Annotated in this window: 27 protein-coding genes; 15 read left to right on the forward strand and 12 right to left on the reverse strand. The window is 63.4% G+C overall.

Annotated elements, in window-relative coordinates; translation table 11 throughout:
• Positions 1–3: 3 nt before the first annotated feature.
• On the forward strand, positions 4–777 hold the full coding sequence (motD, locus tag LK540_RS16220; protein WP_229438342.1) for a flagellar motor protein MotD: 774 nt from the start codon (positions 4–6) through the stop codon (positions 775–777).
• A 199-nt stretch (positions 778–976) separates the two neighbouring features.
• Positions 977–1,468 carry a hypothetical protein gene (locus tag LK540_RS16225; RefSeq protein ID WP_229438343.1) on the forward strand — a complete coding sequence of 164 codons (492 nt, stop codon included), beginning with the start codon at positions 977–979 and terminating at the stop codon, positions 1,466–1,468.
• A 51-nt stretch (positions 1,469–1,519) separates the two neighbouring features.
• Here LK540_RS16225 and LK540_RS16230 read toward each other — a convergent pair whose 3' ends face one another.
• From LK540_RS16230 to flgA, 7 genes are all read right to left on the reverse strand, one after another.
• Positions 1,520–2,623 carry a M35 family metallo-endopeptidase gene (locus LK540_RS16230; protein ID WP_229438344.1) on the reverse strand — a complete coding sequence of 368 codons (1,104 nt, stop codon included), beginning with the start codon at positions 2,621–2,623 and terminating at the stop codon, positions 1,520–1,522.
• 236 nt (positions 2,624–2,859) lie between these two features.
• Positions 2,860–3,906, reverse strand: coding sequence for a M35 family metallo-endopeptidase (locus LK540_RS16235; RefSeq protein ID WP_229438345.1), 1,047 nt, complete (start codon positions 3,904–3,906; stop codon positions 2,860–2,862).
• A gap of 165 nt (positions 3,907–4,071) precedes the next feature.
• Positions 4,072–4,818 carry a hypothetical protein gene (locus LK540_RS16240; RefSeq protein ID WP_229438346.1) on the reverse strand — a complete coding sequence of 249 codons (747 nt, stop codon included), beginning with the start codon at positions 4,816–4,818 and terminating at the stop codon, positions 4,072–4,074.
• A gap of 229 nt (positions 4,819–5,047) precedes the next feature.
• Positions 5,048–6,151 (reverse strand): acyltransferase family protein, encoded by a 1,104-nt coding sequence (locus LK540_RS16245; protein ID WP_374041368.1) that lies wholly within the window; start codon positions 6,149–6,151, stop codon positions 5,048–5,050.
• 168 nt (positions 6,152–6,319) lie between these two features.
• The gene (locus LK540_RS16250) at positions 6,320–6,787 is read right to left on the reverse strand and encodes a flagella synthesis protein FlgN (protein ID WP_229438348.1); all 468 of its coding nucleotides are present in this window, start codon (positions 6,785–6,787) and stop codon (positions 6,320–6,322) included.
• Between the two features lie 7 nt (positions 6,788–6,794).
• On the reverse strand, positions 6,795–7,103 hold the full coding sequence (gene flgM, locus LK540_RS16255) for a flagellar biosynthesis anti-sigma factor FlgM (RefSeq protein ID WP_229438349.1): 309 nt from the start codon (positions 7,101–7,103) through the stop codon (positions 6,795–6,797).
• A gap of 102 nt (positions 7,104–7,205) precedes the next feature.
• A complete protein-coding gene (gene flgA / locus LK540_RS16260; RefSeq protein ID WP_229438350.1) occupies positions 7,206–7,949 on the reverse strand; it encodes a flagellar basal body P-ring formation chaperone FlgA in 744 nt (247 codons plus the stop codon).
• Positions 7,950–8,078: 129 nt separating this feature from the next.
• Between flgA and flgB the strand changes: the two genes are divergently transcribed.
• From flgB to flgL, 11 genes are all read left to right on the forward strand, one after another.
• Complete coding sequence (flgB, locus tag LK540_RS16265; protein WP_229438351.1) at positions 8,079–8,495, forward strand: flagellar basal body rod protein FlgB; 417 nt, start codon at positions 8,079–8,081, stop codon at positions 8,493–8,495.
• Positions 8,496–8,497: 2 nt separating this feature from the next.
• A complete protein-coding gene (flgC, locus tag LK540_RS16270) occupies positions 8,498–8,899 on the forward strand; it encodes a flagellar basal body rod protein FlgC (RefSeq protein WP_229438352.1) in 402 nt (133 codons plus the stop codon).
• Positions 8,900–8,916: 17 nt separating this feature from the next.
• On the forward strand, positions 8,917–9,609 hold the full coding sequence (locus LK540_RS16275; RefSeq protein ID WP_229438353.1) for a flagellar hook assembly protein FlgD: 693 nt from the start codon (positions 8,917–8,919) through the stop codon (positions 9,607–9,609).
• A 204-nt stretch (positions 9,610–9,813) separates the two neighbouring features.
• A complete protein-coding gene (locus LK540_RS16280) occupies positions 9,814–11,349 on the forward strand; it encodes a flagellar hook-basal body complex protein (protein WP_229438354.1) in 1,536 nt (511 codons plus the stop codon).
• Positions 11,350–11,511: 162 nt separating this feature from the next.
• Positions 11,512–12,252 (forward strand): flagellar basal-body rod protein FlgF, encoded by a 741-nt coding sequence (gene flgF / locus LK540_RS16285; RefSeq protein WP_229438355.1) that lies wholly within the window; start codon positions 11,512–11,514, stop codon positions 12,250–12,252.
• A gap of 73 nt (positions 12,253–12,325) precedes the next feature.
• A complete protein-coding gene (flgG, locus tag LK540_RS16290) occupies positions 12,326–13,108 on the forward strand; it encodes a flagellar basal-body rod protein FlgG (RefSeq protein ID WP_229438356.1) in 783 nt (260 codons plus the stop codon).
• Positions 13,109–13,131: 23 nt separating this feature from the next.
• The gene (locus tag LK540_RS16295) at positions 13,132–13,782 is read left to right on the forward strand and encodes a flagellar basal body L-ring protein FlgH (protein ID WP_229438357.1); all 651 of its coding nucleotides are present in this window, start codon (positions 13,132–13,134) and stop codon (positions 13,780–13,782) included.
• Between the two features lie 23 nt (positions 13,783–13,805).
• Positions 13,806–14,921 (forward strand): flagellar basal body P-ring protein FlgI, encoded by a 1,116-nt coding sequence (locus LK540_RS16300; protein ID WP_229438358.1) that lies wholly within the window; start codon positions 13,806–13,808, stop codon positions 14,919–14,921.
• Between the two features lie 9 nt (positions 14,922–14,930).
• Positions 14,931–15,869: a flagellar assembly peptidoglycan hydrolase FlgJ gene (gene flgJ, locus LK540_RS16305; RefSeq protein WP_229438359.1), complete on the forward strand. Its 939-nt coding sequence runs from the start codon at positions 14,931–14,933 to the stop codon at positions 15,867–15,869.
• Between the two features lie 83 nt (positions 15,870–15,952).
• A complete protein-coding gene (flgK, locus tag LK540_RS16310; protein ID WP_229438360.1) occupies positions 15,953–17,908 on the forward strand; it encodes a flagellar hook-associated protein FlgK in 1,956 nt (651 codons plus the stop codon).
• Between the two features lie 26 nt (positions 17,909–17,934).
• Positions 17,935–19,152, forward strand: a complete 1,218-nt coding sequence (gene flgL, locus LK540_RS16315; RefSeq protein ID WP_229438361.1) for a flagellar hook-associated protein FlgL — start codon at positions 17,935–17,937, stop codon at positions 19,150–19,152.
• 92 nt (positions 19,153–19,244) lie between these two features.
• On the opposite strand, the gene LK540_RS16320 is transcribed toward flgL, so the two are convergent.
• Complete coding sequence (locus LK540_RS16320; protein WP_229438362.1) at positions 19,245–19,613, reverse strand: MerR family transcriptional regulator; 369 nt, start codon at positions 19,611–19,613, stop codon at positions 19,245–19,247.
• A gap of 81 nt (positions 19,614–19,694) precedes the next feature.
• On the opposite strand from LK540_RS16320, the gene LK540_RS16325 reads away from it, so the two are divergent.
• Positions 19,695–20,129 carry a hypothetical protein gene (locus tag LK540_RS16325; protein WP_229438363.1) on the forward strand — a complete coding sequence of 145 codons (435 nt, stop codon included), beginning with the start codon at positions 19,695–19,697 and terminating at the stop codon, positions 20,127–20,129.
• A gap of 53 nt (positions 20,130–20,182) precedes the next feature.
• Here the strand turns inward: LK540_RS16325 and LK540_RS16330 are convergent, their stop codons facing one another.
• On the reverse strand, positions 20,183–20,839 hold the full coding sequence (locus LK540_RS16330; RefSeq protein WP_229438364.1) for a PEP-CTERM sorting domain-containing protein: 657 nt from the start codon (positions 20,837–20,839) through the stop codon (positions 20,183–20,185).
• 177 nt (positions 20,840–21,016) lie between these two features.
• A complete protein-coding gene (locus tag LK540_RS16335) occupies positions 21,017–23,398 on the reverse strand; it encodes a bifunctional diguanylate cyclase/phosphodiesterase (RefSeq protein WP_229438365.1) in 2,382 nt (793 codons plus the stop codon).
• A gap of 211 nt (positions 23,399–23,609) precedes the next feature.
• On the opposite strand from LK540_RS16335, the gene LK540_RS16340 reads away from it, so the two are divergent.
• Positions 23,610–24,065 (forward strand): hypothetical protein, encoded by a 456-nt coding sequence (locus LK540_RS16340; protein ID WP_229438366.1) that lies wholly within the window; start codon positions 23,610–23,612, stop codon positions 24,063–24,065.
• A 5-nt stretch (positions 24,066–24,070) separates the two neighbouring features.
• On the opposite strand, the gene fliR is transcribed toward LK540_RS16340, so the two are convergent.
• Together fliR and fliQ are read right to left on the reverse strand one after the other, a co-directional pair.
• Positions 24,071–24,895 carry a flagellar biosynthetic protein FliR gene (gene fliR, locus LK540_RS16345; RefSeq protein WP_229438367.1) on the reverse strand — a complete coding sequence of 275 codons (825 nt, stop codon included), beginning with the start codon at positions 24,893–24,895 and terminating at the stop codon, positions 24,071–24,073.
• Positions 24,896–24,907: 12 nt separating this feature from the next.
• Complete coding sequence (fliQ, locus tag LK540_RS16350; RefSeq protein WP_229438368.1) at positions 24,908–25,177, reverse strand: flagellar biosynthesis protein FliQ; 270 nt, start codon at positions 25,175–25,177, stop codon at positions 24,908–24,910.

Below are 25,177 nucleotides of genomic sequence, written 5' to 3' on the forward strand. Positions count from 1 at the left end.
GCGATGGCGCGCAAACGCTACGACGACAACGGCAACGCCGGCCATGGCGCCGGCGCCGGGGACAACCACGACCGCTGGCTGATTTCCTATGCCGACTTCATCACGCTGCTGTTCGCCTTTTTTGTGGTGATGTACGCGATTTCGGTGGTCAACGAAGGCAAGTACAAGGTGCTGTCGGATGCGCTCGGGAGTGCCTTCGGCGGCAACCCGGAGACCCCGCAGGCCAGCAGCGCCATCGACGCCTTGCCGCTGAGCGGCATCATCGCCCGCAAGCGGGCCGAGGCCGCGAAGCGCGAGCGCGAGCGCATGAATACCCTGGCGCGCGACCTCAACAATTCACTGATGCCGCTGATCCAGGCCGGCAAGGTGCGCGTGGTGCAGACCGGGCGCGGGGTCAGCGTCGAGATCAATGCCAGCATCCTGTTCGCCGAAGCCCAGGCCGCGCTCGGCGAAGAGTCGCGGGAGACGCTCGGCACGGTGGCCGACCTGCTGAAGAACGATCCGCATGCGATCGAGGTCGAAGGGCATACCGACAACCTGCCGATCGCCAGCCCGCTGTTCCCGTCGAATTGGGAATTGTCGGCCGTGCGCGCCAGCAGCGTGGTGCGGCTGTTCATCGACAACGGGATTGCGCCGGCCAGGCTGACGGCCGTGGGGCATGGCGCGAACCAGCCGGTGGCGTCGAATGGGGATGAGGCGGGCAGGGCGCGTAACCGGCGGGTGGCGATTACGATCTTGACCGCGGTGCCGGCGGCGGCGGAGCCGGCGGTGCGTTGAAATAATATTTCATCGATGCGGCCTCGGTGAAATTTTTTGTCATTCGAGCGTTCCATACCGCGTGGACTCGGGAGTCCACCCTACCACCCCCGTAGGGTGGACACCTGTGTCCACGCTGTCTCACCGCTCGCGATCATCACACCTTGGCAAATCCCGCTCCCGCCCGCACAATGCATGAGACCAGCCTCACGGAGTAATCATGCAACGCAGACCCTTCCTGCTCACCGCCCTGGCCGCGATGAGCCTTCTCTCCGCACTGGCGGGCGCCGCCGGAACCGACCAAGTGAACGTCAAGCAGACCATCGATGTCGACTCGAACAACGGCCGCGTGCTGGTGCACCTGACGGTGTTCAACTACGGCAAGCAAACGATCTGGATCCCGCGCGAAATCGCGGAAGGGAAGGAATTGACCGGGCGCCGCTTCGACGTGCGCGGCTTCGATAACCGCCCGCTCGACTACACCGGCAAGATGGTGAAACGCGCCGCGCTCACTGCCGCCGATTACCAGGCCGTGGAAGCCGGCAAGACCCTGAAAGCCACGATCGACATCACGCCCTCGTACGCCTTCAAGGGAGGCCGGCACACCTATAACATCGGTTACGCCGGCCCCTATCTCGTCGATGTGAACAAGCCGGACCAGCTGGCGGAAAGCCCGGCCAAGCCAACCACCTTTGCCCACACCGGCAAATAGCGAATAAAAAAGCCGGCTCCAGGAGCCGGCTTCGTCACATCGGCCGCCCGATCAGTTCAGTGCCGGCGTGTTCTCCGAGAAGTACTCGTGCGAGTCGGCATTGTCGACCGCCAGGTTCGGATTGCTGATCGCCAGGCTGGCGGCGCCGCTCTGGCCATACACGTGATCGTCGGTGCCGGCGACCGCGTTGAAGTGGCTCATCTCGTGCACCAGGGTGCCGCCTTTCGAGTCCGTGCCCGTCAGCGGCGCCGTCCAGAAGGCCTTGCAGACGTAGATGCGGTAAGGCTGGGTCGGGTACACGTAGGCGTAGGCGCTGTCGTTGCAGTTGCAGTCGACGATCACGTTCTTGGTGTCGAAGGCATTCTTGATCGCGGCGTAGTGCGACTTGACCGTGTTCTGGCGGGTTGAGGTCACGGTGCCGAACCATTTCTTGTAGCGCGTGCCCATCACGCCGTTCGTCATGTAGGTGTTCGAATTGTTGGCCATGGTCTTGGCCGCCGAGATCGCCGAGGTGATGGTGCTTTGCTGCGAGGCGCTGCACGAACTGAAGCTCAGCGCCGCCGCCTGCACTTCGCCGCCCTGCAGTTTCAGGGCCTGCATGATCGGCGAGGCCGAGCCGCGCGGCAGGCGGCCTTCGATGTAGAGCGAGGCGGTGTCCGATTCCAGCACGTCCGCCGTGGCGCCGCCCGCGGCCGTCACCTCGCCGCCGATACGGCTCTTGTTGCCCAGGAACAGGTCGGGCGAAGCGGCGCGGTAGCGCACCGCGTAGTCGCCGCTGACGCTCATGTCGTATAGCGCCGACAGCTCCACCTTCACCGTGTGCGAGGCGCCCGGTTTCAGCAGGTAGTAGTCGGCCTGGGTCGGGGCCGGGCGCTTGACCAGGGCGCCGGTGTAGGGCACGGCCGCGCCGTCGCGCTGTACCTCGAACAGCGGCGCGCTCATGCCGGCGAAGGGCGTGCGCCACTTCAGCACGTATTGCGGGCTGTTCGAGGTATTCGTCATGGTCACGTTGACGACCACGTTGTCGCTCGCGCCGAGCATGTTTTTCTCGGGCGTGACCGCGACCTTCACGCCGTTCGATCCTGCCTGGGCGCCGAATGCAACGCCCAGTGCCGCCATACCGACTACTGCCTTCCAGATGCTGTTCCTGCTCATGTGTCTTCTCCGTATGTAAGTTTGTGTTGGCCCAACCGCAGCCTTGTTATTAATGAGTTTTCGCCGAAAGCTTGATCACAATCTAACGAAAACTCACGCACATACTGATCAATTCATGAGCTCCTAGCAATTCAAATCGGATAGTGCGCACCTTTCTTTGCGAAAAAATAACAAATATCAATTATTGCAAGAAAAGTGTGTCATTTTGCCGATTGTCGTGCTAGGTCGTACATACATCAGGGCAAGGTCGGCGTGTTCTCCCCGAAATATTCGTGCGAATCGGCATTGTTGATCGCGCGCTCGGGCGAGGTCCGCGCCAGGTCCGCTGCGCCGCTTTGCCCGTACACGTGGTCGTCGGTTCCCGCCACCACATTGAAGTGGCTCATCTCGTGGAGCAGGGTGCCGCCCATCGAATCGGTCCCGGTCAGCGGCGCGGTCCAGAACGCCCGGCACACGTAGATGTTGTAGGGCTGGGCCGGGTACACGTAGGCGAAATAGGGCTCGTTGCAGCCGCAGTCGACCTTCACCGGCCTGGTCTCGAAGGCATCCTTGATCGCGGTGAAATTGCTGGTCACCGTGGCCACGCGCGTCGCTTCATGCGGGCCGAACCAGTTCACGTAGCGCTGGCCCTGCTGCTTGCGGCTGGTGAGGTACTCCAGGCCATCGGCCGCCATCGCCGTGCCGGCGGCAAAGGCATTCGTGATCGAGGTTTGCTGGGCATTCGAGCAGGAGCTGAAGGTGAGGCCGGCGCTGGCCGCCGGGGTAGCCAACAGCTGCGGCATCACCGTGCCGCGTGGCAGGCGGCCCTCGATCCAGATGGCGGCCGGGTTCGAAGCCAGGTCGCCGACCACGATCTGGCTGCCGGCCTTGGCGCTCGGCGCCGCGTTGCTGGTCAGGTAACGCACCGAATAGGCACCGGTCACCCCCATCTCGTACAGGCTCGACAGTTCGACCCGGGCGCTGCGCGATTCGCCCGGCGCCAGCACGATGTAGTCCGCCTCAAGCGGCGCCGCGCGCTTCACATGGCGGCCGAGGTAGCGCACCGGCTGGCCGTCGCGCGTGATCTGGAACAGCGCATGTTCGGCCGGCACGAAGGGCGTGCGCCATTTCAGCAGGCGCTGCGGCGTGGAACCGGTATTCGTCAGCGTGACCGTGACATTGACCTCGTCGCCCTTGCCGAGAGAACTCTGCTCGGGCGTGACGCTGACGGCGATGTTGGCATAAGCGGGCAGGGCGGCGGCCAGCAGCAGGGTGCAGGCAGTGTGAATGGCAAGGTGGCGCATCGATTCCTCCGTCAAAAAAATAGACCAAGGAACACTGTGTGCCTGTTATACAGTAGAGAACTTGCGCAACTGCAAGGTTTTCGTAGGGTGGTTCTCGAACCCACCTGACGCTTGCCATCCTGTTCTTTTACCGATAACGCCGATACACTCCGGGGGCCGCCGGCTTCATGGAGCCGTTGCTTCGCCCGACAGGTAATGGATACGCGCATCGTCCGACCAGCTCTTCTCGCCCAGGCGCGGCAGCTTGTCATCCGATTTCGCAAGCGTCAGCTTGCGTTCGCCATCCTCGATCGTGACCATGTCGTAGCGACCCGCCGGCGCATTCATGTTCGTGATTTCCATTTCGCCGCACAGGTCGGCAAACAGGCCCACAGTGCCGAGCAGGAACCGGAACTTCAGGCTTTCGGCCTTTGCCATGGCCACTTGCGCCGCGCAGGCCAGGCGCAGGTCGCCCATGCGCACGACGTTCGCCGCGAGTCCGGGCGAGCGCACCTGCACGTTCGGATGCAGGTAGCTGCCCTTCGGGAACTCCTTGTTCGCCACGACCATCGCATCATCGTCGTCCACCGCGTCAGGGCCGGGCAGGGTGAAGCTGGCGGGCGATGCCATCGCAAGCGGAACGCGCTTGTTTTCCAGCACGATCTCGACCTGGTTACCCTCCTGCGCCGGATCGATTCTCGGCAGCCGGAAGCTCAGTTGCGCGCCGGGCGCCTGGGCGGCGGCATGTTTTCCGAACACGTCTTGCGCCTTGTGCAGCAGGCCATAGCGCCAGGCCATGGTCTGGCCGGGCACGGAACCGTTGACGTGAACGACTTGCAGGCCGCTATCGGCCGGCTCGGCTGCCAGCGCATTGCCGGCAATGGCAAGGGCGGCAAAAAGAAAACGCGTCTGCATATTGATCCAGCCTGTCATGTGAAGGCCTGACGATAACAGCCTGCCCAGTCAACGGTGAGGCCAAAGCGACAGGCTGTCGCCCCGGCCGGTAAAACCCCGCTATTCGTGCGATGGACGGCGTCGGTGCAGCGCTACCGCCGATTGTTCGGCGATAGCGCTGCAATCGCCCCGCGCGCATAGCGGAAAACCTGCGCGGGACCTGTCGGCAGGTCGTTGAATTCGCCAGGCGACAAACAGGATGTGCGCTTCATGCCGCCATTTTCGACGGCACATCGTCAGCGTAATCGGGACTTTCGCCGGCTACTTTTTTCGGTGCGCTATATTTGGCTGCCAGCACATTTCCTTTTTTGATCAGCGGCAGCTCGAAATAGCGATAAGAATAATGAGCCAGTATGACGGTGAGTCCGGAAAGCGCCAGCGCAGTCATGAACGGCGAGGCGAAACCGAAGTTGGCGGTCGCTAGCTGCTGCCACAGATAGATGCCGTATGAGATTCGGCCCAGGTGAGCAAGACCTTGATTCGAAAAGAATGACTTGATCGAAGCCCGGCGAATCGGTGTGCCGAAAATGACAATGCAAATCAATATCGGCAAGACAAACGCAAACAGCCTCTTGAGTGCGGAGGGCTGGGGAAGCAAGCCGATCGCAAGTACGATCAGTAAGATAGCGAACCAGCCAGGCACGGGCAGGCTGGTAAGCAGGGGTTCGAGCTTTTTCCAATAAAGCGCGAAGAAACACCCGGCCAACATGAAGAGCATATAGCCCAGGTAGGTCGTCACCGCGCTGTTCTTCCACACCAGGGCAAGGAGGAACAAGGGGGTAAGGACACAGACCGTTTTCAGTGCTGTACCACCATGGCGAACGTACCGTCCACACACAAAAAGCAGTGGAAATATCAGATAGAACTGCTCTTCGTAGGCAAGACTCCAGGTATGACCGATTTCCCAAGGACAGGAAGGGCCGAATTCACGGAAGTTACACAGGAAAGCGCCTACTTTCAGGAACTGGACAAAGTTCAGGTTAAAGACGCCGAAATGATTCAGCAAGGCTATACAGGCGAGATAGGCGGTCAATGCCGGAAGAATGCGGTAAGCGCGCCGTATATAGAAACCGCGCATGCCAACCGTTCCGGATGCCGCGGCTTCGCGCATCATTCCCCGACAGATCACGAAACCACTGATGCAGAAGAATATCTGGACGCCCAGCGGACCGGCCTTCCGTATGGCCGATAATATCCCGGGCAGCGCCTGTTGATACCATGGATCGAGGAAACGGACGAGGTGGCTCGCCACGACCATGGTAATTGCAATACAGCGCCATACGTCGATATGCTGGATTCGACCTGTGTTCACACTGATGCTTTCAAAATAGAAACATCAAATGTTATCTTGAAAGCTTTCTTTTGACCATTAAGTTTTTATAAAAACAACGTCGCCGGCCATATGTACTGGTTCGGCGCCAGCGCCAGAAACAACAACGGCCGCAAAAGCGGCCGTCATCCTACTCAAGTCAACACAAACTCATGCCGCCAGAAACCGCCGCGCCGCGCCCGCACCGAACGTCTGCCCCTTCGCCCCATACAAGGTCGATTCGGCCGCCCCGGTCGGCGTACGCAGCGCCTGCAGCACGGTCTGGTTATGCGCCAGCTGGCGGTTGATCAGCAGGCCGTTTACCCGGTTCAGTTCCTTCGCTTCGGCAGCCGAGGTCAACAAACCCGACCAGTGGCTGCGGGTGTCCGCATCCGCATGCGACACCACCCAGGCTTCCATGCCCGCTTCGCCTGCCTCGAATCCCATCCCGCCCAGGGTCGCGTGGCGCTGGCGCGATAGCTGCGCCAGCTCCTGTACCAATGCAACCTTGCGCGGGGTGAGTTCGGCCAGGGCGTCCGCATCCGCCGCCATCAGCAATTGCTGTTCCTGCTTCATCAGTTCAACCAGCGCGCTGAGGCGCTCGTGTTCGGCGGGGAGGGTGGCGTGCGGACGGGTCATGGAGCCTCTATCGGTTACGTGAGTGGAGCATGTCGCGCACGGTATCGAGCAGTCCGTCCGCGATGCGCTCCGAGTTAACTTGGAACTGCCCATCGGCAATTGCCATCTTGATACGTTCAACTTTCTTGGCATCGAACACTTCGTTCGCCTTGCCGGTGCCGCTCGCGGCCTGGGCTTGCGACGACAGGCGTACGCTGTCGGTCTGGGCCGGGGCGGCGGTGGCGGCAGCTTTTTCCGCCTGTTTTGCGGTGGCTGCCTGGGTTTGATTCTGTTGCTGAAGGCCTTGCGCGCCTTTGAGGGTGTCGTTGATTTTCACAGCCTATCCTTTCGGTTCGGAGCAGGAACTCCGGGATCTGCACTGTGTAACGGCTAGCCACCCGCAAACTTTAGCAATATGGGCCTTTCTCTTAAGGTTTTTTTACAATGTCACTTCCACCACGCCGCCGGCCCGGGCCGTGCCGCTGATGATGGCCCCGCGCGGGGTGCGTACCTGCACGACTTGCCCCTCGCCGGCGTTGCCGATGGCCTTGCCTTCGCCCGTGACCGAGAAATTCTCGCCCTTCGACACGATGCGCACCGCCTGGTTCTGCTGCACCACCGGCTTGCTCTTGAGCGAGTCCAGGCGCAGCGGCGCCCCGGCCGGCAGCGACACCGTCGGCGTGCGGCCGATGGCCTGGCCCATGTCGGTGATGATCCCGTTCGGCATGGCGGCGATGTCGCCCTGCATCGTCGTCAGTTGGCTGGCGTCGATGGTCTGGCCCTGGGCCAGCGGCACGGCGGCGGTGACGTAATCGGCCAGCACGCTCACCTGCGCCTGCAGGAACACATTCCACACCGGCGCCGTGCAGCGCACGCCGACCGTCGTCTTGCCCCAGGGGCGGGCGCCCGGCTGCTGGAAGGCTTCCGGCGCCGGGCAGGCGGCCAGCGACAAACGCGGGTCGACCGCGCCCACCTTTACCGTCACCTTGCCGGGCAGGCCGGCACTTTGTGCCTGCAGATATTGCTCGGCCACCTTGCGCAGCGCGGCGCCGTCCTGGCGCGCACCGCCATTCTGGGCGAACGCGGCAGGCGAGGCGAACAAGACAGCAGCGGTGAACAGTAGGGAGTTCTTGAGTAGCGAGTTCTTGAACATGGCAATGAGCGTGATTCCGAATGACGCCATCTTAGGTGGCTTGATGCCACAGCGAAACTTTGAATAAACCCGGTTTGCCCGTCCTTCTCCATCGATTGGCTGTTGTTGCCCGTACGTATCATTCAGCCTGTCCCAACAAGTTATTGGCCCGGAGGCGGCATGATCGGCAAAATCGACAACTACCTACGCTTCAACGAAACAGCGCTGTCCCTGCGGTCGCAGCGCCAGGAACTGCTCGCTTCCAACATCGCCAACGCCGACACCCCGAACTTCAAGGCGCGCGACATCGACTTCGCCAGCGCCATGCAGGGCGCGCTGAGCAAAAGCGGCGGCAGCAGCGGCCTGGCCGCCACCAATAATTCCCACATGCAGGCGCCGCTCGACGGCAAGACCCTGCCCGACGGCACCCCGGTGCTGTACCGCGGCGTGGTGCAGGGCGCGGTCGACGGCAACACGGTCGACATGGACGTCGAGCGCAACCAGTTTGCCGACAATGCGGTGCGCTACGAAGCCGGCATCACGATGATCAACCACCAGATCCGCGGCCTGCTGGCGGCGATCCAGAACGGGCAATAAGCATGTCGCTCTTTAATATCTTTAACGTCTCGGGTTCGGCCATGAGCGCCCAGGCCCAGCGCCTGAACACGGTGGCCAGCAACCTCGCGAATGCCGACAGCGCCACTTCCAGCACCGGCGAAGCCTACCGCGCCAAGCAGGTCGTGTTCGAGGCGGTGCCGATGGCCACCGGCGGCACCGGCGTCAAGGTGCGCGAAGTGGTGGAAGACCCGTCGCCGCTGAAACAGGTCTACGACCCGAAGAATCCGCTGGCCGACGAAAAGGGCTACGTGTCGATGCCGAACGTGAACCCGGTGGACGAAATGGTCAACATGCTGTCGGCCTCGCGTTCTTACCAGAACAACGTCGAGACCATGAACACCGCCAAAAGCATGCTGATGAAAACCCTGACCCTCGGTCAATAACCTGAGCCATCCACTCCATGTCCACCGTAAATAGCGCCGCTTCCGGCACCTCGATCAACGACCTGATGTCGACCATGAACACGAAGAAGGCCGAGACCGACAGCGTCCAGGCCGACACCGACAAGTTCATGACCCTCCTCGTCACCCAGCTGAAGAACCAGGACCCGCTGAACCCGCTCGACAATGCCCAGGTGACCAGCCAGCTGGCCCAGCTGCAGACCGTGACCGGCGTGAACAAGCTGAACGAGACGCTGGAAACGCTGAAGTCGAGCTACCAGTCGAGCGAGGCGATGCAGGCGACCAACCTGATCGGCCATGGCGTGCTGGTCGAGGGCAACAAGATCCACCTGACCGAAGGCAAGTCGGTGTTCGGCGTCGAACTCGCCACCGCGGCCGACAGCGTGAAGGTGATCGTCAGCGATCCGAAGACCGGCAAGGACGTGGCCACGATCGACCTCGGCGCCATGGAAGCCGGCGCCACCCCGCTGGCCTGGGACGGCAGCTCGGATGCGGTCGATGCCGCGACCCTGGCCGACGGCGGCTACAACTTCCGCGTCGAGGCCATGCAGGGCGGCCAGCCGCTCACCGACGTCAAGGCCCTGAGCCTGGACAGCGTCGCCAGCGTCAGCACGAATACCAAGGACGGGGTGAAGATCAACCTCGCAGGCAAGGGCGCCATCACCCTGGCCGACATCAAACAAGTCTTGTAAGCCCTACGTACTTGCCCTGAAATAAATGTGTTTTTGGCTTCCATAACCGGCGCGTTGCTGCGTTGACTCCTGCTTGCAGTGCTTGCAGTGCTCGCACTGCGGCGCACTCGTCGCCTTGCACCGCATCCGGTTCTGTTCGCCAAAATTCACATTTCTTTCAGGTCAAGTACTAGCCGCATACCCTTTATCTTTCTGGAGAACTAAATGTCTTTTCAACAAGGTCTGAGCGGCTTGAACGGCGCTGCCAAATCCCTCGACGTCATCGGTAACAACATCGCCAACGCCAGCACCGTCGGCTTCAAGGGTTCGACCGCGCAGTTCGCGGACGTGTACGCCAGCTCGCTGAACGGCGCCGGCGGCATGACCGCGGGTATCGGTACCAAGGTGTCGCAGATCGCCCAGCAGTTCACCCAGGGCAATATCGAATCCTCGAACAACTCGCTCGACGTGGCCATCAACGGCCAGGGCTTCTTCCGTACCGTGTCCTCGGGCATGGTGCAGTACACCCGCAACGGCCAGTTCTCGCTCGACAAGGACGGCTTCATGACCAATGCGCAAGGCGCCAAGCTCACCGGCTACGGCGTCGGCCCGACCGGCCAGATCCTGGCCGGCACGCCGAACCCGCTGCAGATCAACGCCTCCGACATCAAGCCTGTGTCGACCACCAAGGTCGGCGTGGAAATGAACCTTGATTCGCGCGCAAGCGCCCCGACCGTCACCCCGTTCGACGCTTCCGACCCGAACACCTACAACAAGCAGACCCCGGTCGACGTCTACGACACCCTGGGCAACCCGCACGTGCTGTCGACCTTCTACGTGAAGAACGGTTCCGGCACCTGGGACGTGTACGCCGCCAACGACGGCACCGAGGTCACCAACCTGAAAGTGGCCCAGGCCGCCCAGGGCGAAACTGCCGAGTTCGCCGCCGTGAACGCCGCGCGCAACGCCTGGGAAGCCGCCACCAAGGCAGTGCCGCCGGTGCCGGACACGATTGCCGCCGCCCTGCAGAACTATGCCACCGAAGCCTCGCGCATGGTGGCGGCCGCTGCCGGCCAGAACGGCGCCAGCGCCGACGTGCAGACCTCGATCGCCACCGCCGGCGCCGACGCCGCGCGCATCGCCGGCTACTCGCCGGACCAGGTCGACAAGGCCATCGCCGGCGCCGTGAAGGTACCGTCGGTGCCGATCGGCACCCTGAGCTTCGACGTCAACGGCGCGTTGAATGCCGTCGACACCACGGGCGGCGGCAAGATGAACGTGACCCTGCCGATCTTCCCGTCGACCGGTTCCGAGCCGACCCAGACCATGGAACTGGCCTTTACCGGCAGCACCCAGTACGGCACCGCCACCAGCGACAAGAAGCTGACCCAGGACGGCTATGCCGCCGGCCACCTGCAGCGTTTCTCGATCGGCGACGACGGCACCATCCTCGGCCAGTACAGCAACGGCCAGAGCAAGCCGCTGGGCCAGGTGGTGCTGGCGAACTTCGCCAACTCGAACGGCCTCGAGCCGCTCGGCAACAATGCCTGGGCCGAATCGGCCAAGTCGGGCACGCCGCTGATCGGCACCCCGGATTCCGGCAGCTTCGGCGTGCTGCAGTCGTCGGCGGTGGAAACCTCGAACGTCGATTTGACGGCCGAGCTGGTGAACATGATCACGGCGCAGCGCGTGTACCAGGCGAATGCGCAGACCATCAAGACGCAGGATTCGGTGTTGCAGACGCTGGTGAATCTGCGTTAATTGATGTCGTAAGGCCGCGTTTGTTCACGCGGTGAGACAGCGTGGACACAGGTGTCCACCCTACGGTAAAGCAGGTTTTGTAGGGTGGACTCCCGAGTCCACGCTGTATAGAACAGCAGCAAACCGAAACACCACACCCGGCACGATAAAGAAGGAACACACATGGACCGCTTGATCTACACCGTCGCCTCCGGCGCCAAACACGTCCTCGAGCAGCAGGCCACGACCTCGAACAACTTGGCGAACCTGAACACGACCGGTTTCCGCGCCCAGTTGGACACCTTCCGCGCCGTGCCGGTGCAGGGCGAAGGCCTGCCGACCCGCACCTTCGTGGTCAACAACACCGTCGGCGCCGACTTCAGTTCCGGCCCGCTGCAGATGACCGGCCGCGACCTCGACGTCGCCATCAAGGGCCCGGGCTGGATCGCCGTGCAGAACGCCGACGGCACCGAGTCGTACACGAGGAACGGCGCCCTGCAGGCGAGCCCGAACGGCGTGCTGACCACGCCTTCCGGCCAGACCATCATGGGCGAGGGCGGTCCGATCACGATTCCGCCGGACGTGACCGTGACGGTCGGCGGCGACGGCACCATCTCCACCATCTCGAACGCCGAGCGCCCGGCCGCCCCGGTCATCCTCGGCCGCCTGAAGCTGGTCAACCCGGACCAGAACAGCCTCACCCGCGGCGACGATGGCCTGTTCCGCATGAAAGACGGCAGCAGCGCCCCGGCGGACCCGGCCGTGCGCGTGGCCGGCGGCGCGCTCGAAGGCAGCAACGTGAACGCGGTCGATGCCATGGTGTCAATGATCGGCCTGGCAAGGTCCTTTGAAACGCAAATGAGCCTGATGAAGAACGCCGAGAATAACGCCGCGAAAGCCAGCCAGATCCTCGCTTTGAACTAAGTGTTTCTCCAGCATAATTCTATTGTGCGTGGGGCGTTGTTGCCACCAGCGCCGCCGCCAATAGGAGAAACCCATGATTCGTTCGCTGTACATCGCCAAGACCGGTCTCGAGGCGCAGCAAACCAACCTCGACGTCATCACCAATAACCTCGCCAACGTCAGCACCAACGGTTTCAAGAAGTCGCGTGCGGTGTTCGAGGACCTGCTTTACCAGACCCAGCGCCAGCCCGGCGCCCAATCCTCGCAGCAAACCAATTTGCCATCCGGCCTGCAGCTCGGTACCGGTGTGCGCGCCGTCTCGACCGAGCGCATCTTCACCCAGGGTAACCCGCAGGAAACCGGCAACGCCAAGGACGTGATGATCAACGGTACCGGCTTCTTCCCGGTGCTGCTGCCCGACGGCACCCAGGCCTATACCCGCGACGGCTCGTTCCAGACCGATTCGAACGGCACCCTGGTCACCTCCAGCGGCTACCCGCTGCAGCCGCCGATCACCGTGCCGGCGAATGCCGAAACCATCACCGTCGGCCGCGACGGCACCGTGTCGGTGAAGACCGCCGGTTCTACCGCCACCACCCAGATCGGCAACCTGCAACTGATGACCTTCATCAACCCGGCCGGTCTGGAGTCGAAGGGCGAGAACCTGTACATGGAAACCACGGCCTCGGGCAACCCGAACGCGAACACCCCGGGCACCAACGGCGCCGGCGTGATCATGCAGGGTTACGTGGAAACCTCGAACGTGAACGTGGTCGAGGAAATGGTCAACATGATCCAGACCCAGCGGGCTTACGAGATCAACAGCAAGGCGATCACGACGTCCGACCAGATGCTGCAAAAACTGTCCCAGCTCTAATCCGACTTCTTTTACGCCCAACCATGAAGAAAATCGCTTTCATCGCCACGTTCTCCCTCGTCATCGCCGGCTGCGCCACCACGCCCAGCTCGATCGTGCAGGAAACGCGCAGCGCCCGTCCGGCCCTGGCCGAAGTCGCGCCGCCGACCGACGGCGCCATCTACAACGCCGCGCGCTACCGCCCGATGTTCGAAGACCGCCGTGCGCGCCAGATCGGCGACCTGCTGACGATCAACATCGTCGAAAAGACCTCGGCGAATAAAGCCGGCACCAGCTCGGGCAACAAGACGGGCAGCGCCAGCTTCGGCCTGCCGGGTCCGCTGCAGTCGAAACTCGGCGCGAACGTGGCCACCGAAGGCGGCATCAAGTTTGCCGACGGCGACAACCAGAGCGCCAGCAATGCCTTTACCGGCACTATCGGCGTGACCGTTACCGAAGTGCTGTCGAACGGCAACCTGATCGTGGCCGGCGAAAAGCAGGTGGCGATGAACAAGGGCATCGAGTTCATCCGCTTCTCGGGCATGGTCAGCCCCGACACCATCCAGAACGGCAATGTCGTGTCCTCGACCCTGGTGGCCGATGCGCGTGTGGAATACCGCACCAGCAGCCAGCTCGACCGCGCCGAGATGAACTCGATGATGTCGCGCTTCTTCCAGTCGCTGCTGCCGTTCTAAGCCTTTCTGATTCCGGAGTGATCATGCGTTTGAAATTCCCGCTGCTGGCGCTGTGCGCTGCCCTGACCGTCACTGCACCGCTGGCTGCCCAGGCCGAGCGCCTGAAGGACATGACCAGCATCGCCGGCGTGCGCCAGAACCAGCTGTCGGGCTATGGCCTGGTGGTGGGCCTGGACGGCACCGGCGACCAGACCAGCCAGACCCCGTTCACCGTGCAGTCTATCATCGCCATGCTCCAGCAAAAGGGCGTGAACCTGCCGCCGACCGGCCAGCTGCAGCTGAAGAACGTCGCGGCCGTGATGGTCACGACCTCGCTGCCGGCGTTCGCCCAGCCGGGCCAGAACATCGACATCACCGTGTCGTCGATCGGTAACGCGAAAAGCCTGCGCGGCGGCACCTTGCTGATGACCCCGCTGCACGGCGCCGATGGCCAGGTGTACGCCATGGCCCAGGGTAACGTGCTGGTTGGCGGCGTCGGCGCCTCCGCCGGTGGTGGCGGCGCGCAAGTCCAGGTGAACCACCTGTCGGTCGGCAAGATCTCCGCCGGCGCCACCGTCGAGCGCGCGGTCGCCTCGAACCTGGGCGAAAACAACCAGATCCGCCTGGAGCTGAACAACACCGACTTCGCCACCGCCAGCCGCGTGGTCGAGGCCGTGAACAACCAGTTCGGCGCCGGCACCGCCACCGCCCTCGACGGCCGCGTGATCCGCGTGCGCACCCCGGCGTCGTCGGATGCCCGCGTCAGCTTCATTGGCCTGCTGGAAAACATCGATGTCAAGCCGGCCGCCGCTGCCGCGAAAGTGATCCTGAATGCGCGTACCGGTTCGGTGGTGATGAACCAGGCCGTCACGCTCGATACCTGCGCCATTTCGCACGGCAACCTGTCGGTGACGATCGGCGCCGATACCAACGTCAGCCAGCCGGCGCCGGGTTCGCGCGGCCAGACCGCGGTAACCACCACGCCGAGCGTGGAAATCAAGAAGGACCCGGGCAAGGTGCTGCTGGTGAAAGGCGGCGCCTCGCTGGCGGAAGTCGTGAAGGCCATGAATTCGATCGGCGCTTCGCCGCAAGACCTGCTGGCCATCCTGCAGGCCCTGAAAGCCGCAGGTTCGCTGCGTGCCGAACTCGAGATCATCTAAGGACCCGCCATGATCGGTAACAGCCCATCCACGAACGACCTGAGCAGCAAGTTCGCGCTCGACGCGCAAGGCCTCGGTTCGCTCAAGCAGTCGGCAAAAGCCGGTTCGCCCGACGCCCTGAAAGGCGCCGCGACCCAGTTCGAAGCCATGTTCATCAACCAGATGATGAAGAGCATGCGCGACGCCACGCCGCAGGATGGGCTGATGGACAACCAGCAGACCAAGATGTTCACCTCGATGCTCGACCAGCAGCTGAGCCAGAACCTGGCCAAGCGCGGCATGGGGCTGGCCGACGTGCTGACCCGCCAGCTGTCGGTGCAGACCGACGCCAAGGCGCTGGCCATCGGCAGCGAAGCCTCGACCACCATCGGCCGCGACGGCGTGGCCGCCGCGCTCGAGATTCCGCTCAAGCCAAAAGCCGGTCCGCTCAAGGAAGGCCTGGACGCCGGCCTGCAGACCCAGGGCATCACCGCCAGCGGCCGTACCCAGGCGCCGCACGTGCAGGCGTTCCAGGAAAAGCTGGGCGCCCACGCCGCCGCGGCCGAACAGGTGACCGGCGTGCCGGCCAAGTTCATGCTGGGCCAGGCCGCGCTGGAAACCGGTTGGGGCAAGCGCATGATCCGCAATGCCGACGGCAGCAACAGCAACAATCTGTTCGGCATCAAGGCCGGCCCTGGCTGGAAAGGCAAGGTTGCCACCGCAGTGACCACCGAATACGTGAACGGCGTCGCCCACCGCCGCGTGGAAAAGTTCCGCGCCTACGACACGCCGGCCGACTCGTTCAAGGATTACGCCCGCATGCTGGCGAACAATCCACGTTACGAAAAGGTCATCAACAGCGCAGGCAGCCCCGAAGCGTTTGCCCACGGCCTGCAGCGCGCCGGCTATGCCACCGACCCGAACTACGGCCACAAGCTGAGCAAGATTATCAAGAACTCATTGGCATAAAGACAGGCATCAGATTCGTCAAAAAAGCACTCAAGTTTTGACGCCTGCTGCCGTAGAAGAACTCAGCACATAGAGAAAACGTCATGTCCGGAAACCTCCTCAGCATCGGCAAAACTGGCCTGTACGCGGCGCAAACCGCACTCGCCACGACCGGCCACAACATCACCAACGCCAACGTGGACGGCTACAGCCGCCAGGGCGTGGTGCAGGCCACGTCGACGACGATGGAGTACGGCTATGGTTTCGTGGGCACCGGCACCAAGATCGCCGAGATCAAGCGCTACAGCGACGATTTCCTGAACGGCCAGGTGCGCACCGCCACCGCCTCGGGCGCGTCGCTCGACACCTATTACAGCCAGATCAGCCAGATCGACAATTTGCTGGCCGACACCACCGCCGGCCTGTCGCCGGCGATCCAGAACTTCTTCTCGGCGGTGCAGGACGTCACCGGCAACGGCGCCTCGGTGCCGTCGCGCCAGGCGCTGCTGTCGTCGGCCGAAAGCCTGGCGTCGAGCTTCCAGCAGATCGACGCCCGCCTGGAAGAAATCGACGCCGGCGTGAACACCGGCATCGAGACCAACGTCAACCTGATCAACACCTACGCCAAGCAGATCTCGCAACTGAATGCCAAGATCGGCTCCTACGGCTCGACCGAAGCGCGCCAGCCGAACGACCTGCTCGACCAGCGCGACCAGCTGGTGATGGAGCTGAACAAGCACGTCAAGGCCAACGTCACCGTGGGCAGCAACAATGCGCTGAACATCTCGATCGGCAATGGCCAGCCGCTGGTCGTGGGCCAGCAAGCCTTCCAGCTGGCGACCATGAAGTCGCCGACCGACCTGACCCGCGTGACGGTCGGTTACGCCACCGGCGACAAGGTGGTGCCGCTGCCGGAAAGCGCGCTCTCGGGCGGCGAACTGGGCGGCCTGCTGGAGTTCCGCAGCGGCACCCTCGACCGTGTGCAGAACTCGATCGGGCGCCTGGCCATCGGCCTGGCCCAGACCTTCAACGACCAGCACAAGCTGGGCATCGACGGTTCCGGCCAGCAGGGCAAGGACTTCTTCGTCCAGGCCCCGGCCTACGTGGCGGCCGCGGCCGACAACGACCGCACCAGCACCGGCAAGATCGGCGCCGTGGTCACCGACCCGACCAAGCTCACCGACAGCGACTACAAGGTCGAGTCCGACGGCAGCAATTTCTACGTCACGCGCCTGTCCGACAACCAGAAGACCAAGATCGAACCCTACGACCCGGCCGGCACCAAGCGCAGCATCGACGGCGTCGAGTTCTCGTTCTCGGGCAACGCCGCCTCGGGCGACAACTACCTGGTGCGCCCGACCGCGCTCGGCGCCTCGAACCTGCAGCTGGCGCTGTCGGACGTGAGCGGGATCGCCGCCGGCACCCCGATCGCCACCGCCGCCCCGATCGCCAACAAGGGCACCGGCCAGATCAGCGCGGGCAGCGTCTCGAAGGACTACTTCACGGCCGGCCCCAGCCTGCCGGTCACGCTCAGCTACAACAAGGACAGCGGCAATTTGTCTGGCTTCCCGGCGGGCGCCACCGTCACCATGACCGTGAACGGCGAGACCACCACCCACACCGGCGGCAGCGCGCCGTTCGCGGCCAACGCCAGCTACAGCTTCAGCGGCGTGAACGTCAGCATGAGCGGCGTGCCGCAGACCGGCGACACCTTCACCATCAACGCGAACACCGCGGGCAATGCCGACACCCGCAACATCCAGGCCCTGGGCGCGATCCAGACCAAGAACATCTTCAACGGCGCCAGCGCCACGCTGCAGTCGGCGTTTGCCCAGACCGTCAGCACGGTCGGCAACAAGACCCGCGAAGTGCAGGTGAACGCCAGCGCCAACGATTCCCTGCTCAAGCAGGTGCAGGGCGCCGCGCTCGACGTGTCGGGCGTGAACCTGGACGAGGAAGCGACGAATCTGCTGAAGTACCAGCAGGCCTACCAGGCCGCCGGCAAGGTCATGCAGATTGCCAGCACCATTTTCGACACGCTGCTGTCGATCGCCCGTTAATTCCGGCAAGCGAGCGGAGATAAACCATGCGCATCAGTACCAAGACGATCTACGAAAACGCCACCACGCAGCTCAATTCCCTGCAGTCGCAGATGGCGCGCACCCAGACCCAGCTGGCGACCAACAAGCGCAACCTGACCGCCGCCGACGACCCGATCGCCTCGGCGCGCGCGCTCGAAGTGACGCAGTCGCAGTCGCTTAACACCCAGTACGGCACCAACCGCGCCAACGCCGGCAGCTCGCTGTCGCTGGTGGAAAGCGCGCTGACCAACGGTTCCGACCTGATCATGGACGTGCAGACCCTGGTGGTCCAGGCCGGCAACGGCACGCTGTCGAAGTCCGACCGCCTGCAGATCGCCACCGAGATCGAAGGCCGCATGCAGGACCTGCTGGGCATCGCCAACACCGCCGACGGTTCGGGCGGCTACCTGTTCTCGGGCTACAAGGGCAGCACCACTCCCTTCGTGCAGACCGACAGCGGCGCCGTCTACCAGGGCGACCAGGGCCAGCGCAAGCTCCAGGTCGGCTCCTCGCGCTCGATCGCGATCAGCGACTCGGGCAGCTCGATCTTCGAGAACAACCGCACCGGCAACGGCAGCTACCAGACCAAGATGGTCGACGGCAATACCGGCGGCGCCGTGGCCGGTTCGGGCTCGGTGACGGACCCCCGCCAGCTCACCGGCCACAACTACACGCTGGAATTCAAGGTCGACAACGGCGCGACCACGTATTCCGTCACCGACACCAGCACCTCGCCGCACCGCGCGGTGATGAGCGACGAACCGTACGTGGGCGGCAAGCAGATCGCCTTCGAAGGCACCTCGTTCACCATCACCGGCGCACCGGACAATGGCGACAAGTTCGAGGTCAAGCCGAGCGAAAAGGAATCGATCTTCACCACCATGACCAACCTGGTCAACGCGCTGCGCGATTCCGGCGAAGACAACAACGGCCTGGCCACCCTGTCGAACAAGCTCAGCACCGCCAGCGAAGGCCTGAAGTCCTCGCTCGACAACATCCTGACCGTGCGCGCCTCGGTGGGCTCGCGCATGAAGGAACTCGACTACCTGGAAGACCAGGGCTCGGACCTGAACATTCAGTACAAGGGCACGCTGTCGAAGCTGCAGGACCTGGACATCGTCAAGGCGATCTCGGACTATGCCACCCAGCAGACCACGCTGGAAGCGGCGCAGAAGTCGTTCAAGACGATGTCGGGGCTGTCGCTGTTCAATTACATCGGCTAAGTTGGCGGCTGAAATGGTGGGTTCGGAGAACCCACCCTACGCCCTGAATCGGTAGGGTGGGTTCTCCAAACCCACCGCTCGTTACCGCCGCCTTATCGCGCCGCCGTCCGCAACGGACAATCGGCCCCCAGGTCCTCGACCTTGCGCGCCAAGGCCCCCCGCAATTCCGCCAGCCCCGCAATCCGCGCATCGATATCGCCCAGCTTGCGCTCCAGCGCCGCCCGCAATTCCACCCCCGCGTTCGCCGGATCGGCCAGCAGGGGCATCCCCGCCTCGATCTCGGCCAGCGTGAATCCCAGCGCCTGCGCACTGCGCAAATAGCACAGCCACTCGACCGCCTCGACTGGATAATCGCGGTAGCCATTCCCGCGCCGCCTGGCCGCCAGCAGCCCGCGTTCCTCGTAAAACCGCAGCGTGTCGCGGCTCAGCCCGGTCGCCTCGGCCAGTTCTCCAATGCGCATCGCATCGCTCCTCGAAAGTGCTTGACCCTGGAGTGTACCCGAGGGTTGATGATAAGCTTTTCGACCAGCCGGAGCACTCCGATGCAACTTCCTGCCTACCGCAAGCTCGTGCGCGCCAGCGCCTTCTACGACATCGTCTTCACGGCCGCGCTGGCAACGCCCTGGACCCAGGCGCCGATGCAGGCGCTGATGTCGGGCCTGAACGTGCAGCTCGGCGGCGCGCCGCTGCCGGCCTTCGAGCCCTTCCACATGTTCATCGCCGGCCTGCTGGGCAGCGTCGTGACCGTGTGGTCGCTGCTGCGCCTGCGCCACCCGAGCCGCCGGCTGGGCCTGTACGACGGCGCGGCGCGCTTCCTGTTTTCAGGCTGGATGGCGTGGACGCTGGCGCAGACCGGTGCGCCGCTGCTGTGGCTGCTGCTGGTGCCGGAATTTGCCTGGGGTGTGGCGCAGTGGTGGCCGCTGGCGGGGCGGTGCAGCCGCCCGGGACAAGCAGCTGCCTTGCCGACGGCGCCATGAAAAAAGGCCGCCCCGGCGTACCGGAAGCGGCCTCACTGACTACTAAGCGCGGATTACTTCGCTGCGCGGCGGCGGCGGGCCACGGCGGCGCCCAGCATGGCCACGCCGAACAGGGCGATGCTCGCCGGTTCCGGCACGTCGGCGGCTTCGATGCCGTTGACCTTCAGGCTGGCGCTGCGCAGGATGAACTCGCTCGACAGCCAGGAGTCGTCGCGGAAGGACAGGTAGAACTTGCCGTTCGCGGCGATGTTCGAGAACACGTCGGCATGGGTCGTAGCGTCGATGTGGAAGGTCTGGCTGGTCAGGGCCAAGCTGTTCAGCAGGTCCATTTCCACGGCCGATTTGCTGGTGGCCGAATCGCCCACCTGCACGCGCCAGTCTTCAAAGGTGCGGGTCGGGCCGAGGGCGAAGGAATCGTTGGTGTTGCTGAAGGTCAGGGTCAGGTCGAAGCTGTCGATGTTCTTCGTGCCCAGCGCGCTGAAATCGAAGGCGTCGCTGAACCAGCTGCAGCCCGATGGCGTGTCCTTGACGGTCACCGCGTTGGTGCCCATCTTGTCGCAGGGCTTGCGCACGCCGGTGTTTGTGTTGACGTAGCCCGTCGCGCTGCCGTAGTTCTTGTCGACCGACCCCAGATCGATGACGCCGGCATTGGCGGAAGCCGCGCAGGCGAGCAGCAGGGCAGGAAGGGCGCGCTTGATGATTGCTTTCATTATTTCTCCAGTTGGAACAGGTATCGAAAAAAGACTTCCTTACCTGTTTAGCAAGCCCCATGCCAGCTGGAAATTGCCTTATAAATTCAGCAACTTAGCTTTTTTGTATCTTTTGAATAGTTACATGCTGTAAAGAATTTCGACAAAGAATCAACTGTTACGACACATCATTTGTATTTACGTCGGCAAACGGTCGTCATTGCACACCATCTCCTGCAATTTTTCCTGGGACAGCGCGGCGCTGAAGTAATACCCCTGCATCTGGTCGCAGTTGTGGGTGCGCAGGAAAGCCAGCTGTTCCTTCGTTTCCACGCCCTCGGCAATCACTTTCATTTTCAGGCTGTGCCCGAGCGCGATGATGGCGCGCGTGATCACGGCGTGGCCGTCGTGCACGCCGCCGCCGAGGAAAGAGCGGTCGATCTTGATGAAGTCCACCGGGAATTTCTGCAGATGGCTCAGGCTCGAATAACCGGTGCCGAAGTCGTCGATCGACAGGCGCACGCCCAGTGCCTTGAGTTCCGCCAGCGCTTCCATCGCTTCCGCCGGACGGTCCATCAGCTGGCTTTCCGTCACTTCCAGTTCCAGCATGCACGGGTCGACCTGGTGCCGCTTCAGCACCTCGGCCAGGTGGTGGGCGAACTGGCGCTGGCGCAACTGGCGCGGCGACAGGTTCACCGAGATCACGAAGTCGTCGATGCCCAGCGCCTTCAGGGCCTTCAGGGCGCCGCAGGCTTCGGCGATCACCCATTCGCCCAGCGGCACAATGAGCCCGGTTTCTTCGGCCACGGGAATGAAGTCGTCGGGCGAAATCATGCCTTGCTCCGGATGGCGCCAGCGCACCAGGGCTTCGGCGCCGACCACCTTGCCGCTGCGCAGGTCGACCTTCGGCTGGTAGCCGAGCATCATCTCGTCGTTGCGGATCGCACGGCTGAGGCTGGCTTCGAGCAGCAGGTGCTGGTGCACGGCCTGGTTCAGTTCCATCGAATAGAACTGGCAATTGTTCTTGCCCAGGCTCTTGGCGTGGTACATGGCGGCGTCGGCCGCGCGCATGATGCGGTCGACATTGTCGCCGTCGAGCGGGAACAGGGCGACGCCGATGCTGGTGCCGGGCACGATTTCATGCCCGCCCACCTCGATCGGTGCGCGCACGCTACGGCGGATGCGCTCGACCAGGTCGGCCACGTGCCCGGCGCTCGGCTGGTCCTTGATCACCAGCACGAACTCGTCGCCGCCGACGCGCGCCACCGTGTCGTGCTCGCGCATGTTCGCCTTCAGGCGGCTGGCGATTTCCTGCAACACCACGTCGCCGGCTTCATGGCCGAAGTTGTCGTTGATGTGCTTGAAGTTGTCGAGGTCGAGGAAGGCGAGGGCGCCCAGCACCCCGTTGGCAAGCGCATGGTCGATCGCCAGCTTTAACTGGTCCTGCAGCAGGGTGCGGTTCGCCAGGCCGGTGAGCGGGTCGTGGTGGGCCAGGTGGTGCAGGCGGCGCTCGTAGTGGCGGGCCTCGGTGATGTCGTTGATCACGGCCACGAAATGGGTGACCTCGCCGTCGATGTTGCTCACCGGGTCGATGCGCAGATCGTTCCAGAACAGCTCGCCGTTCTTGCGCTTGTTGCGCAGCACCGAGCGCACGCTTTCCTGGCGCTCCAGCGCTTCGCGGACGCGCTGGTGTTCCTGCACGTCGCAGCCTTCGATGCGCATGAAGCGCGGATTGCGGCCCTTGATCTCGGCCAGGGTGTAGCCGGTGATCTGCTCGAAGGCGGGATTCACGTACTCGATCTTGTTCTCGCGGCCTTCGCAGCAGGTGATCACGATGGCATTCACGCTGGAAAAGATGGCGCGCTCGCGCACCCGCATGCCTTGCTCGCTGCGCTTGCGCGCCTCGATGTCGATCCCGGTACCGAAGATGCAGGGCAGGCTGCCCAGGCTGGTGCGCGCGCACTGGAACAGGAAGGTGGTGCGCTTGCCGTGCTTGCCGACCATTTCGGCTTCGTGCGAGGAACTGCCGTGGTCGAAGGCGTCCATGATCTTCTGCACGATCAGGGGCCTTTCCTTTTCGTCGAAGAAGAACTTCACGTTACTGGTCGGCAGCTCCTCGCTCGACATCTCCAGCGCTTCCTCGAGCTGGTGGTTCCATAGCAGCAGGTGGCCGCTCTGGTCGATCACGTAGAACACGCAGGGCAGACCTTCGATGATGTCGGCCACCGGCAAGTCCTGGATCAGCGAATAGCGCGGCGGACTGTGGCCGTTGCGCGGGATGACGATCACGCTGTAGGTGCCGGACTGGTCGCCATCGTAGGATTGCGGCGCCACCGTGACGCGGATCGGCAAGTGCTGGCCGTTGGCGCACAGCAGGTGGCCGGTGGACTCGGCGTCGGCGCGCGCGGCCATCGTGACGGTTCCCGCGGCGTCATCGAATGCGATGATGCGGTCGAGCGTGGCGTGGCGGATGTCCGATGCCGTATAGCCGGCCAGCTTTTCGCAGGCCCGGTTCCAGCTGGTGATGCTGCCGTTGACGTCGACCACGAAGACGGCAAGCGGCAAAGGCGAGAGATTCACGATGTCCTCCGTGACCGCTGAGCAAATGCCCAGAGGCTCGGCGTGTATTGACATCTCATGATAGCGCAGCGCCCGATACCATGCGAGGAGTGATTTCTGGCGTGCGGAGGCCGGCGGAGGGCGTTACGATTATTGACTCTGCAGCAATAATTGATGAGTTATTATTGATTGGAAAGCTAAAATCCAGACCTGCATTGGCGTTTCCAAAACGATGCTGCTCGACTCCATGATCGCGAAAATGACCTCCTTTTTGTTGCTGGTGTTTGCCTTGATGAGCGGCTGTATGGGCCATGCAGCAGCCGAGCAGCCACGGGACGTTTCCATGGTCCAGCTGATTGCCAATCCGGCCCGATTCGATGGCCAGTCCGTTCGCTTCATCGGCGTACTGCACCTGCAATTCGAAGGCGATACCGTGTATCTACACCATGAAGACTTCAGGCACGCGATCATCCAGAACAGCATCGCGATCAGCCTGACGCAAGCGCAAAGGCGCGCCGCGGCCAAACTGAACAAGGCCTATGTGCTGGTAGAGGGCCGCTTCCGCGCCGGCGCTGGCGGTCACTTGGGACTGTGGCAGGGAACCGTGCAGGACGTCGGCAGGCTGGGGGCCTGGAGGGTCGACCGCACCCGGCCGGTGAAGTCCGGCGCGCTCAAGGCGGCGTCCTAGACGTTTTAGTCACGAACAGGCGCGGGCGGCGCCGTCGCCGGCACCCGCTCGGCTGCTGCGCGCGGAATCCGCCGCCCCGCTTCGATACCTTCATTGAACAAATTCACGATCGGCGTGCCTAGGTAGGGCAGGGCGATGCTCAGGGTCAGCAGGCCGACGCCGAGCGTGATCGGGAAGCCGATGCCGAAGATGTTCAGTTGCGGCGCCGCGCGCGTGAGGATGCCGAGCGCGACGTTGACGATCAGGATCGCGCCGATGATCGGCAGGGCCAGTTGCAGCCCGGTCGAGAAGATGCGCGAGCCCCAGCGCACCACTTCCAGCGGCGCGGCCAGCGACAGGGGCGTGGCCGAGATCGGCAGGCTGACGAAGCTTTCCGACAAGGCCGCCAGCAGTACCAGATGCGCGTTCACGGCGAGAAATGCCATGGTCGCGACCATCGACATGAACTGGCTGATCGCGGCCGAGCGGCCTTGCGTGGAGGGGTCGAAGAAGGAGGCGAAGCTGAAGCCCATGGTGGAGCTGGCCAGTTCGCCGGCATACTCCACCGCGGCAAACACCAGGCGCATGGAAAAGCCCATCGCCAGCCCGATCAGGAGTTCCTGCACCAGGATCAGCAGGCCGGCGTAGGAGGTGGGGTCAAGCGCGGGCACGGCCGGCACCGTCGGGGCGATCACCAGCGCCAGCAGCACGCCCAGGATCAGCTTGACCTGGTTCGGCACGCTGGCGTGGCCAAAGATCGGGGCCGACGCGACCAGCCCGAGGATGCGCGTGAGCGGCCACAGCAGGCCCGCGATCCAGGCGTTGATCTCGACCGAGGTCAGGGTCAGCATCGGCAGGGAAACCTAGCCGACCATGTTGGGAATGCCGGTGAACACCTGGCGCATGTAGTCGAGCATGATCGACAGCATCCATGGCCCCGCCACCACCAGGGCGATGAACACGCCGACCAGTTTCGGGATGAAGGAGAGGGTCGCTTCGTTGATCTGGGTCGCGGCCTGGAAGATGCTGACGATGAGGCCGATAATCAGCGCCACCAGCAGCAGCGGCGCCGACACCAGCAGGGTGATTTCCATGGCCTGCTTGCCGAGGGTCATGACGGATTCCGGAGTCAT

It is taken from the genome of Massilia sp. IC2-278, from assembly GCF_020708045.1.
In the GTDB taxonomy this organism is placed as follows: domain Bacteria; phylum Pseudomonadota; class Gammaproteobacteria; order Burkholderiales; family Burkholderiaceae_D; genus Telluria.

What these genes read in the sequence shown, in the direction of transcription:
- motD (WP_229438342.1), top strand. Translation starts at nt 4, where the DNA reads ATGGCGCGCAAACGCTACGACGACAACGGCAACGCCGGCCATGGCGCC.
- LK540_RS16225 (WP_229438343.1), top strand. Translation starts at nt 977, where the DNA reads ATGCAACGCAGACCCTTCCTGCTCACCGCCCTGGCCGCGATGAGCCTT.
- LK540_RS16230 (WP_229438344.1), bottom strand. Translation starts at nt 2,623, where the DNA reads ATGAGCAGGAACAGCATCTGGAAGGCAGTAGTCGGTATGGCGGCACTG.
- LK540_RS16235 (WP_229438345.1), bottom strand. Translation starts at nt 3,906, where the DNA reads ATGCGCCACCTTGCCATTCACACTGCCTGCACCCTGCTGCTGGCCGCC.
- LK540_RS16240 (WP_229438346.1), bottom strand. Translation starts at nt 4,818, where the DNA reads ATGACAGGCTGGATCAATATGCAGACGCGTTTTCTTTTTGCCGCCCTT.
- LK540_RS16250 (WP_229438348.1), bottom strand. Translation starts at nt 6,787, where the DNA reads ATGACCCGTCCGCACGCCACCCTCCCCGCCGAACACGAGCGCCTCAGC.
- flgA (WP_229438350.1), bottom strand. Translation starts at nt 7,949, where the DNA reads ATGGCGTCATTCGGAATCACGCTCATTGCCATGTTCAAGAACTCGCTA.
- flgB (WP_229438351.1), top strand. Translation starts at nt 8,079, where the DNA reads ATGATCGGCAAAATCGACAACTACCTACGCTTCAACGAAACAGCGCTG.
- flgC (WP_229438352.1), top strand. Translation starts at nt 8,498, where the DNA reads ATGTCGCTCTTTAATATCTTTAACGTCTCGGGTTCGGCCATGAGCGCC.
- LK540_RS16275 (WP_229438353.1), top strand. Translation starts at nt 8,917, where the DNA reads ATGTCCACCGTAAATAGCGCCGCTTCCGGCACCTCGATCAACGACCTG.
- LK540_RS16280 (WP_229438354.1), top strand. Translation starts at nt 9,814, where the DNA reads ATGTCTTTTCAACAAGGTCTGAGCGGCTTGAACGGCGCTGCCAAATCC.
- flgF (WP_229438355.1), top strand. Translation starts at nt 11,512, where the DNA reads ATGGACCGCTTGATCTACACCGTCGCCTCCGGCGCCAAACACGTCCTC.
- flgG (WP_229438356.1), top strand. Translation starts at nt 12,326, where the DNA reads ATGATTCGTTCGCTGTACATCGCCAAGACCGGTCTCGAGGCGCAGCAA.
- LK540_RS16295 (WP_229438357.1), top strand. Translation starts at nt 13,132, where the DNA reads ATGAAGAAAATCGCTTTCATCGCCACGTTCTCCCTCGTCATCGCCGGC.
- LK540_RS16300 (WP_229438358.1), top strand. Translation starts at nt 13,806, where the DNA reads ATGCGTTTGAAATTCCCGCTGCTGGCGCTGTGCGCTGCCCTGACCGTC.
- flgJ (WP_229438359.1), top strand. Translation starts at nt 14,931, where the DNA reads ATGATCGGTAACAGCCCATCCACGAACGACCTGAGCAGCAAGTTCGCG.
- flgK (WP_229438360.1), top strand. Translation starts at nt 15,953, where the DNA reads ATGTCCGGAAACCTCCTCAGCATCGGCAAAACTGGCCTGTACGCGGCG.
- flgL (WP_229438361.1), top strand. Translation starts at nt 17,935, where the DNA reads ATGCGCATCAGTACCAAGACGATCTACGAAAACGCCACCACGCAGCTC.
- LK540_RS16320 (WP_229438362.1), bottom strand. Translation starts at nt 19,613, where the DNA reads ATGCGCATTGGAGAACTGGCCGAGGCGACCGGGCTGAGCCGCGACACG.
- LK540_RS16325 (WP_229438363.1), top strand. Translation starts at nt 19,695, where the DNA reads ATGCAACTTCCTGCCTACCGCAAGCTCGTGCGCGCCAGCGCCTTCTAC.
- LK540_RS16330 (WP_229438364.1), bottom strand. Translation starts at nt 20,839, where the DNA reads ATGAAAGCAATCATCAAGCGCGCCCTTCCTGCCCTGCTGCTCGCCTGC.
- LK540_RS16340 (WP_229438366.1), top strand. Translation starts at nt 23,610, where the DNA reads ATGCTGCTCGACTCCATGATCGCGAAAATGACCTCCTTTTTGTTGCTG.
- fliR (WP_229438367.1), bottom strand. Translation starts at nt 24,895, where the DNA reads ATGCTGACCCTGACCTCGGTCGAGATCAACGCCTGGATCGCGGGCCTG.
- fliQ (WP_229438368.1), bottom strand. Translation starts at nt 25,177, where the DNA reads ATGACTCCGGAATCCGTCATGACCCTCGGCAAGCAGGCCATGGAAATC.